Origin of the sequence: Hymenobacter profundi (genome assembly GCF_019334315.1) — a bacterium.
In the GTDB taxonomy this organism is placed as follows: Bacteria; Bacteroidota; Bacteroidia; order Cytophagales; family Hymenobacteraceae; genus Hymenobacter; species Hymenobacter profundi.
The window spans coordinates 113618-120555 of record NZ_JAHWGL010000002.1; the positions used below are offsets into that span (position 1 = coordinate 113618).

Consider the following 6938-nt stretch of genomic DNA (forward strand, 5'->3'; position numbering starts at 1 on the left):
GACTACTTCCGAGGGATTGTCCGGACTCACCATCATCGAGTTGCCGCGAAGCTTAGCTGAATCAGCCCTGGCTCACTTAAAGCAGGCCGGCCGCGATGGCTTGGAGGGCGTGGCCCTTTGGGCTGGGGAGCGCGACGGGAATACGTTTCGCATCCGGCGCACCATCATTCCCGAGCAAGACGCAACGCGAACTGAGCAGGGCCTGCTATATGTCGTGCCTGGTGCGGAACTCCGGCGTTTGAATCAGGAACTCTACGAAGCCGGCTTGACACTGGTCGCGCAAATACACAGCCACCCCACGAGTGCTTACCACTCGGACACGGATGATGCCTATCCCATCGTCACCGTGCTAGGCGGCGTTTCTGTTGTGGTTCCCTACTTCGGGCGGAAAGGCATTAACCTAACGACCTGGGAGGTGTACCGCCTGCAGACTGGTCGGCACTGGGCCCACCTCAGTTCCTTTGAAAAGACCGCTTTACTTCACCTCGTTGACGACACTCCTCGTCGGCCTTTTCGTTGGTATTGGCCATGGCGCTAGCAAATTTCTTTGAAAAAGCCGCCCTTGCCGCCTCGCAGGTGCTACGCGATTTTGACCGCACCGTCTTTGCACAGCAGTTGGAATCAAACCCTGTCTTGTTGGCTTTCGACGGCGCTGCCATAGCCTCTTCGCAAGGGCGGGCCACTATTGACTTGAGTGCCCGATTGCTTGGCCGACTGTACCCAATTATAATGGTTCAGGCTCTTGACCATGCGGCTCAAGCCTATGTGCCCGCAGTAGAGGCGCTATTACAAGCTATCAATCCGAAAATCGATTTACACGCTTCCCGGTGTTGTGTTGCCCTCGTTGTGGGCGACACGGCACTGCAAGCTACCGATGCTGCCTGCCCTACGTTTTACGTGGGCTCGTTAGATTGGCTGGCGCTGTTTTCTCCCAATGCCCCCGTGAGTTCAGGTAGTTCCAGTAACCCATTTGGGGCTGGTGCCGCAGCTTGCCTTGGTGTTGCCAACGTTTTTCGGACCGTCTTCGCAGCTTCTTTACCACATGCGCAGGTCGACAGTGAAGTTCGGCTTTCCCTGCTTACCTATGACGCGAATACTGCACAGCCCGCGTGGCCAGAAGTAATTTCGTTGTCCGACACCATTCTGGTCGGAGTCGGCGCTATTGGAAATGGTGCAGTGTGGGCTTTAAGTCAACTAATCCAAGCTGAAGGAACCTTGGTTGTAGTGGACGACGAAACAATCGACCTAAGCAACTTGCAACGCTATGCGCTCGCCACACAGGACGATATCAACCTTGCCAAAGTAATGCTGGCTATTGCTCGGTTGGGCAGTACTAAGCTTACTACCGCAGCTTTTGAAGGTAGTTGGTCCCAGTACCTTGGCCAGCGTTCCAACTGGGTATTACCACGGGTGGCGGTAGCAGTTGACAGTGCTGCCGCACGTATCAGTATTCAGTCATCCCTGCCACGTAGAATTACCAATGCCTGGACTCAAAGTACAGACTTGGGCATTTCCCGCCATCCTGACTTCATCGAAAAAGTTTGCTTAGCGTGTCTGTACATGCCCAAAGGCCAGCGGCAGTCAGAATCGGAAATGGTGGCCTCAGCGTTAAAGCTCCCCGAGCTTGAAGTGCGCGAGCTCCTGTACCGAAACGTGGCTGTTGACGCCGGGTTAGCCGAACGGATTGCAGTAATTAATCAGCAACCTGTGGAGTTACTCTTACCCTTCGTCGGCAGGCCGCTGCGCCGATTCTATCAGGAGACCGTTTGTGGCGGCGTTCTGTTGACGACAGAAGCCGGGCACCTCAATGAAACGCCCATGGCATTCCAATCAGCACTGGCTGGCGTCATGTTGGCAGCGGAATTAGTTATAGAGGACTTAAATATCCGCCCTACTGAACTGGTTTCGACTACTCGTATTAACCTGCTGCAGCCCCTTGGTGCTCACTTAAATATTCCTGTTCAGAAACAGCCTGGTAGTCGCTGCTTTTGTCATGACAAACACTTCCAGCAAGCATACCGGGACAAGTACCTAGATGGCCTTACAGGCATTAGCTACAGAAATGCCGCCGAGTTAAGCAAAGGATGATGTAAAGGTCCTTTTCCCTGAATTACATGGATGGGAAGGACTTTCTGATATTCATCTGGTTAGTGCCAGCACCTTCGGTTGCGGGTCCCTACTACAGCCCATTACAGCCAAAAAAGCGAAGAACATGGCACAATGTACAGCACCATCAAGAGGACATCGCACAGCGAGTGCAGCAGCGGACTGCCCTGCATGTGGTGGCCGCTCCCGCGGCTACGGTTCTTCATACTCATCCCCGTCCTACTACACACCCTCCAACTCGTCGGGGTATAGCTCGGGCAGCCGGGGTGGGTCCGGCAGAAGCCAAAGGGCGCGCTGGTCGCGACCAGGTTCGGTCGTTCTGTACACACCTACCGAGGTGCGGGCGCTCACCCCTATCCGCGAAAATATCGAGAATCGCTCGTCTGTACCCGACCTGCGGGACGTTTTTCTTTGCCACGCATGGGACGACCGGCAAGGGGCTGCCAAGGACCTGCATGACCTGCTCGTGTCGCGCGGTGTCACGGTGTGGTTCAGCGAGAAGGACGTCCTTCTCGGTTCGCCCTTGCTTCGCGAAATCGACAAGGGGCTGGCCAAGTCCCGCGTCGGAATCGTGCTGGTGACCCCTGCGCTGCTACGCCGCCTCAAAAACGAGGGCATCGCCGACAAAGAACTTTCGGTGCTCCTAGCGCGTGAATTACTGGTTCCCATCGTGCACAATACGACGTATGAAGACCTCCGCGAAGTCAGTCCCTTGCTCGGCTCGCGAACTGGCCTGAACACCGCAGACGATTCGATGACAGACGTTGCAGCTAGACTAGCTGACCTAGTCGTTCTTTAGCGCTGCTGCCCGCACAGCTTTGCCATTTAAAGCTGTTCGAGCTCCCTGACGTTTGTGGCTCACTCGCCAAACCAGCTTGTGCTATGGTCTATAAGTCCATTACAAGAATTATAGCTTAGGACCACGGGGCTTAAGGGCTGAAGATTTCTGCTTAATCGTTGCCGTCACCTTTGCTTCGTCTTGGCTTTGAATCTGAGCCGACTGCTCTAACTTCACTAGCTGCTGTACGCTCTGCGCCAAGGCAACTGCGTGCAGCACCAGCGGCGCTTCCTGCTTAAGTACCGGGTGCTTGGAGACTTCCAGAGCCGCTTGCTGAATGCTTCCGCCTTGCTCGGTTGCCGTCGCTTGGCCATTCAGTACCTGACTCATCTGCTGCAAAAGCTGATTGCCGCGGGTAGTATCTCCTCGGTCGATGTCGCGCAATGCTCCTCCGATGACGTAGGCACTGGCCTGCAGGATCCGCTGGGCTTCCATGCGCTGCATATCGGGCGTGGGCGCCGCCAGCGGTCGGGCCTGGCTGGGGTCGCGCAGCTTTTCAGCTTCAGCGCCGGGAATGGGCTTAATGGCCGTGCTCAGCAGCAGGGCCAGCGCTTCTAAGTTCTTTTCTGGCTGTAAAGGACCGTAAGGCCGGATGATGGCCAGGTCGCGCACGTTGTTGAGCTGCGCGGCGGCCGCCGGTACGAGTTCGACTTCGTAGCCGGCCTGCCGCCCCAGCACGGCCATCACCGTCTGGATGGTGCGACCGTTGCCTTCGCGAAAGGCGTGGGTGTGGTTGTACTGGTCGAAGTAGTAGGCGGCCCGCTGGGCGAACTGCGCCGGGCTCAGGCCCCGCAGGTTGTTTTCCAGCTGGAGCTGGGCGCCGATGGCATCGAGGCGCTGGTCAAGCTGTTCGTAGGGACCGTAGCGCATCAGGTCACCCTTTGGGTTGAGCACATACGTAGGCTTCTGGCCCTGAAAAGGTCCGTTGGGCCCATGAGCGCGGGTCTGTCCGGCCCAGTCGTACACGTCTTTGAACAGCTCGCGGTGAATCTGCTTGATATGCGCGGCATCAAACTGGCCCGGGATGTCCACCACCCCGAGCACCACGCGCAGCATGGCGGGAATGGATAGTGCCCCTTCGGCTTCCCGCAACTCGTCCTGGTTGGTGATGCCCAGCTGGTTGTAAATGACTTGGTGGGTGGGGTCGTAGAATCCGTCCTGAATGGCCAAGGCGTGCAGCAATGAGTGATAAAAAACCCGCCCGGCCGAAGGCCAGGCGGGTTAGCATGTAGAGTAGTGGGGGTTACGAAGCCAGCAGCAGCTCCTCGGGCTGCATCATGCCTTCCGACGCAGCCGTGGTGCCAGACCCAGCTGGGGCAGTGGCCCGGGTGGCGTAGTAGCTTTTCAGCTCGTCCGTGACGCCCTGCAGCGTCAGCTCGCCGGCCACATAACGGGCGTACACGGCTTCAGCAGCCGGACCCGGCACGGCACCCTGGGCGACGCTCCAGGCGCGGGCCTTATCGATGAGCTCCTGCCGCTGGGCGGGCGTCTGCTCCCGCTCGGAATACGTGATGCTATTTTTCATCGATCGAGGGTGAAGGGTGGTACACTAAAGTAAACGTATTTCCGCACTAAATGGCTCCCGTTGCGGCCGGAACTGCTGGGATTGCCGTGACAATTTTTGCCCCGAAAAGGGTGGTGCGGGAAGCCTACTCCGCCGCGGTGAGAAACTTCAGCTGGCTTTGAAAGGCGGCCAGTGCTTCGGCATCCGACAGCAGGAAGCACGGGGTCTTGCTGCCCGGCGGGTAGTGCAGCAGCTCGGTGGGCACGGCCAGGGTGCCGAGCAACCGCTGCACCAGGCGCGGCTCCTCGCGCTTGAGCTTGCCGTTCTTCAGGTTGATGACGTTGGTGTAGGTGAGCTGGTGCGTTTCACAAAAAGGCTTCAGCCCGCCGCTGCCCAGCATTTTCAACCGCCCCTGGGCGTAGCTCAGGGCCTCGGGGTAGGACACGGTCAGACTCAGGTTGGGAAAAGGTAACGGGGCCACTTCCGGGCATTCGGCAACTTCCATACGGTTTACTTTTAATCATCCGGGGGCGCTACTCCGCCGGCTGGGACACTACGAAACTACTAAGCTCTCCCACGCCCGGGGCGAAAAAAGGACGAGTGGTAAAAAGTTGGTGATGAAATGCACCACGCCCACGCGAACGGGCCAGCGCCACTAGGCCTAGTGCTGTTTGGGCCGACCCCGCTGGGGGGTGGGCACGACCACCGGGTACCGCATCTGGTAGTAGGCCAGCTCAAATACCGTGGGTAGGTCCAGCTTGGCCAGCTCGGCCAGGCGCTGCAATTCCTCCAGGGTGGCGGTTTCGGGCTTCTGCACGCGCAGGGCCAGGGTGCGCGGCACGACTTTCCAGGCCTCCGACACTTCCTTGCGGGTGCCCAGCGAGTGTATCAGCTCCGCCAGCGAGCGGCAGGATACGGGCACTTTGGGCAGCTGCTCGCGCTCCAGGGGCAGCACCTGGATGGTAAGCGGCGCGGGTTTAGGGGTTTTCATGCCGTAAAAGAAAGAAGCTAAATTGGCATCTTTACGGCTTGGCGCAATTAAGGTCAAAATAGACTCGGCCTGATAACCCTACCCGGGCCCTGCGTAGGTGGGTGGGAGCGGCAAAGACGCCGAATTATCCCGGTAAGCCGTCGTTAGCTGGTCCGCGATGATTAACAGGCGCGCCGGGCTGCCGGGGCGCAGCACCCAGATGTGCGAGCTGCCGCATCCCACTTGGTAGCCGCTGCCCATCAGCTCCCGTACGGCAGGTGCCAATTCGCGCAAGTCGACTTGGTGCGTGTGCTCCTGCACGTGCCGGCGCAGGTGTTCCAGCCGCGCCGCTTCGGCCTCGTCCGCCGGCGGCAGCTCAATGGTCAGATAGGCCTGCTGGGGAGCATCCGCCAGGGTAGTGAAAGCAGTGGGGCGGATGGTCGTCATTGGAATCGGGAGTAGGAACAAAAGGGAAGAATCAAGCCAGCAGCAGCGAAAACTGGCCTCCCTGGTCCTCGCTAGTGCGGCGCAGCTGCTCGCGGGCTACGGGCCGGACGGCGCGCACCAACTGGGCGAGCACGTCAAAATCGGCGGGGGTGCTGATGTCCAGCCCCAGGCGCGGGCCCACTTCGCAGGTCAGGCCCTCGGCGTCCAGGCTCTTGCCCAACTGCTGCATCAGGGCTTCCACGTCAGTGATGGCGGCAAGCACCTGAGCGCGGAACCGGTTCCACTCCCGGTCGCGGATGGTGGGGGCTTCGCTGGCTTTCATCGGCGCCACAGCTTAGAGATGGGTATCGTAGCCCGTGACCGACGTAAACAGGGCGGGCAAATCTTCCCCGTACACCATTTCGAACGTCTGCGCGTGGGTGATGACGGGCACCCAGTCGACGAGCTCTTGGTGATAGAATTCCACCTTGTAGGTGTCGCTGGGCATGAGCGTAATCTTCAAACGGTTCACCTGGGCCTGGTTGCGACACAGATTCAGGCGCAGCCAGGGATTCGGGTTGCTGGCTGTCCGGCCGGCGGCCATCAGCTGGTTTGCTCCGGTCATGGCCAGGAACCGGCGCCCGCCCAGCTGCAGCAAGATGGTGTAGGCTTCTTCGACAATCGCGGGGCGGTTGGTGGAGGAAGTATTCATGGCGAACAGGGAGCTTTGAAGGGCACTGCGTATGATTATTAAACGTCAAGAGTCGCATTAATGTTGCCTTTTTAGCACCATTATTAACGCTTATTTAGCTTACTAAATTGCACGGGGGGTGTTACCTTTCTTTGGTTCCCGCTTATAAAAAGTGGTTTTTCCCAGGGACCGCCTTGCTCATACCACGGCAGCGTGGGGGTGAGCCGTACTGGTAAGGACGGGTGGGATGCAGCCGTCAGCCCCCGAAGGAAAGCAGGCTGTGGGGAGACTCGGTGGTATTGCCCGTTTCCAGCCTTGAGAGGACGTTCCAGGCTTATAAAACCTTTCTTTTAGCTGGTGAATAGCTGGTCAAAGCCTCTCATCCGGCTTATAAAACCTTTCC

Annotated in this window: 10 protein-coding genes; 3 read left to right on the top strand and 7 right to left on the bottom strand. The window is 58.5% G+C overall.

The annotated features are described in order from the left end of the window. The first annotated feature begins 16 nt into the window (after nucleotides 1-16). The 3 genes from KYK14_RS01455 to KYK14_RS01465 all read left to right on the top strand — a co-directional run bounded on the left by KYK14_RS01455 (nucleotide 17) and on the right by KYK14_RS01465 (nucleotide 2905). Nucleotides 17-538, top strand: a complete 522-nt coding sequence (locus tag KYK14_RS01455; RefSeq protein ID WP_219156348.1) for a Mov34/MPN/PAD-1 family protein — start codon at nucleotides 17-19, stop codon at nucleotides 536-538. Beyond that, the gene (locus KYK14_RS01460) at nucleotides 529-2088 is read left to right on the top strand and encodes an E2 ligase fold family C protein (RefSeq protein WP_219156350.1); all 1560 of its coding nucleotides are present in this window, start codon (nucleotides 529-531) and stop codon (nucleotides 2086-2088) included. The genes KYK14_RS01455 and KYK14_RS01460 overlap by 10 nt, the downstream gene beginning before the upstream one ends. 355 nt (nucleotides 2089-2443) lie before the next feature. Beyond that, nucleotides 2444-2905: a toll/interleukin-1 receptor domain-containing protein gene (locus KYK14_RS01465; RefSeq protein WP_343217044.1), complete on the top strand. Its 462-nt coding sequence runs from the start codon at nucleotides 2444-2446 to the stop codon at nucleotides 2903-2905. A 108-nt stretch (nucleotides 2906-3013) separates the two neighbouring features. On the opposite strand, the gene KYK14_RS01470 is transcribed toward KYK14_RS01465, so the two are convergent. The 7 genes from KYK14_RS01470 to KYK14_RS01500 all read right to left on the bottom strand — a co-directional run bounded on the left by KYK14_RS01470 (nucleotide 3014) and on the right by KYK14_RS01500 (nucleotide 6556). Then, nucleotides 3014-4126, bottom strand: a complete 1113-nt coding sequence (locus KYK14_RS01470; protein ID WP_219156354.1) for a Fic/DOC family protein — start codon at nucleotides 4124-4126, stop codon at nucleotides 3014-3016. 61 nt (nucleotides 4127-4187) lie between these two features. Then, complete coding sequence (locus tag KYK14_RS01475) at nucleotides 4188-4469, bottom strand: antitoxin VbhA family protein (RefSeq protein WP_219156356.1); 282 nt, start codon at nucleotides 4467-4469, stop codon at nucleotides 4188-4190. A gap of 124 nt (nucleotides 4470-4593) precedes the next feature. Continuing rightward, nucleotides 4594-4953, bottom strand: a complete 360-nt coding sequence (locus KYK14_RS01480) for a hypothetical protein (protein ID WP_219156358.1) — start codon at nucleotides 4951-4953, stop codon at nucleotides 4594-4596. 156 nt (nucleotides 4954-5109) lie between these two features. After that, on the bottom strand, nucleotides 5110-5439 hold the full coding sequence (locus tag KYK14_RS01485) for a hypothetical protein (RefSeq protein WP_219156359.1): 330 nt from the start codon (nucleotides 5437-5439) through the stop codon (nucleotides 5110-5112). 78 nt (nucleotides 5440-5517) lie between these two features. After that, nucleotides 5518-5886, bottom strand: a complete 369-nt coding sequence (locus tag KYK14_RS01490) for a hypothetical protein (RefSeq protein ID WP_219156361.1) — start codon at nucleotides 5884-5886, stop codon at nucleotides 5518-5520. A 10-nt stretch (nucleotides 5887-5896) separates the two neighbouring features. Then, complete coding sequence (locus tag KYK14_RS01495; RefSeq protein ID WP_219156363.1) at nucleotides 5897-6187, bottom strand: hypothetical protein; 291 nt, start codon at nucleotides 6185-6187, stop codon at nucleotides 5897-5899. 12 nt (nucleotides 6188-6199) lie between these two features. Continuing rightward, complete coding sequence (locus KYK14_RS01500) at nucleotides 6200-6556, bottom strand: hypothetical protein (RefSeq protein ID WP_219156365.1); 357 nt, start codon at nucleotides 6554-6556, stop codon at nucleotides 6200-6202. Nucleotides 6557-6938 lie beyond the last annotated feature (382 nt).